1 protein-coding gene is annotated in these 2,059 nt (G+C 67.8%); it reads right to left on the bottom strand.

Annotated features, from left to right (window positions below):
- Window positions 1-2,059: condensation domain-containing protein (locus tag FFK22_RS41570; protein ID WP_143956986.1), on the bottom strand; the 2,059-nt coding region annotated here is incomplete at both ends.

Genomic DNA, 2,059 nt, shown 5'->3' with positions numbered 1-2,059 from the left:
CCCCCCATCCGACACCATGTAGCCCAGCCGGTCCGACGGGTATTCCGGATCCAGCGGCAGGTATGCTCCTCCCGCCTTCAGCACACCCAGCGCCGACACCACCATCGACACCGACCGCGGCAGCGCTATCCCCACCACGCTCTCCGGGCCGATCCCCCGCCCGATCAGCACATGCGCCAGGCGGTTCGCTCGGCGGTTCAGCTCCGCATAGCTCACCACCTCACCGCCATGCACCAGCGCCACCGCATCCGGCGTCCGGCACACCTGCGCCTCGAACAGATCCGGCACCGTCCCGGCAGCCACTGCCCGACCCGTCGCATTCCACCCTGACAGCAGACGAGCCCGCTCCTCGATACTCAGAAGGTCAAGGTCGCGCACCGGGGTTCCGGGCGCGCGCTCGAGCGCATCGGCCATGGCCTCCAGCACCCGCTGCATGGCCGCGCAGATCCAATCCGGTGCGAGCGGCCTGACCGCCTGCGCGGTCAAGCCCAGCGCATCGCCGGAATCCTCCACCGACAGGCCGAAGGGATAATTCGTCCGTTCCTCTGCGCCGAGCCACTCGATCCCCGCTGCCGGACCGGTCTTCCCGGCGTTCGATATGCTGTTGTGCCGATAGTTCAGAAGCGCGCTGAACAGAGGGGTTGGCGGGACCACGCCGCTGCAGCGTTGGGCCAGAGCCAGCGAGGCATGCTCGTGGCGCAGCAGCCCCGCCAACCTTGCGTGAGCCCGTCGCGCGCTCTCCTCGACCCCGGTTCCGTCGAGATCCAGCCGCAAGGGGAGGGTGTTGATGAACATCCCCATGGCTCGATCGGCGCCGCTTCCTGCCTGCATGCGCCCGAACAACACGGTTCCGAACACCACCCGCTCGCGCCCGGCGGTCCGGGCGATCACCTGCCCCCAAGCGAGATGGCACAGGCTGGCAAGGCTCACGCCCAGCCGCCGCGCCTGGGCGCGCAGCCGGTCATTGAGGCTTTGCGGCAGCATCCGGTGCGCTTCATCAATATCGCTGCCGTCGAGATGCACGTCGGCAAGGCCGAACGGCGTGGTCGGCTCCTCCATCTCGGAGAGCATCTCGCGGAAAAAGCGCTCGTGCTCTTCCTGCGACACACCGAAACGGGCCTGGGCCACCAGATTGCGGAACGGCTGCGCCGGCCCCAGATCGCTCTGACGCCCGGCCAGAACGGCATCGATCTCGGCCTGCAGGATCTCCAGCGTGGAATGATCCCCGGTCAGGTGATGCTGCAGCACCAGCAACAGCCAGCTCCCGGTCTCGGGCTCCCTGGCCGCGACGAATTGGAGTTGCGGCGCTCGGGTGAGGTCCATTCGATACCGACGGGGATCGAACCTCCGGGTCAGTTGTTCGACGGCGGGCCCGCCCGCCGGATCGAGCTCGAGATCGGCGACGCTGAGCGGCGCCCGCCGCCACACCACCTGGGCCGGAACGGACAAGCCCTCCCAGACGAAGGCGGTGCGCAGGATGTCGTGGCGATCGACGACCTGCTGCACGGCGTCGATGTAGCGGTCCATCAGGGCGCGGTCCGCGAAGCGCATTCGCGCCACCATCAGATACGGATCGCCGTCCGCCGCGAGCAGATGATGGAACAGAATGCCGTCCTGCAACGGCGACAACGCGTAGATATCCTGGATATTCGACACCCCTCCCGGAACCTGCGCGACGATGCGGTCGATATCCGATTGGGTCAGGTCGATCAGCGGCAGCATGCCCGGCGTGATCGTGGTGGTGAGCGGGCCGATCACGTTCTCCGGCGCCGGCACCTGGCAGTCGGCGCCCGCGGTTGCAGCCAGCCCGGCCAGGGTCGGACTTTCGAACAGGCTGCGAATGCCGATGCCGAGATCGAGGGTGCGCAGACGCTCCATCAGTTGCACGGCCAGGAGCGAATGACCGCCGAGTTCGAAGAAGTTGTCGTTGCGTCCGACGCGCTCGACCCGGAGCAGTTCCTGCCATTGCCGCGCCAATATGTCTTCGGTCTCACCTCTGGGAGGCTCATAGGCCGGCCGGGCATAGGCATCGCCGTCCGGCTCCGGCAGCGCCCGCCGA

Source organism: Mycobacterium sp. KBS0706 (assembly GCF_005938675.2).
Lineage (GTDB): Bacteria > Pseudomonadota > Alphaproteobacteria > DSM-16000 > Inquilinaceae > Inquilinus.
This window is presented reverse-complemented; position numbering and strand designations above follow the sequence as displayed.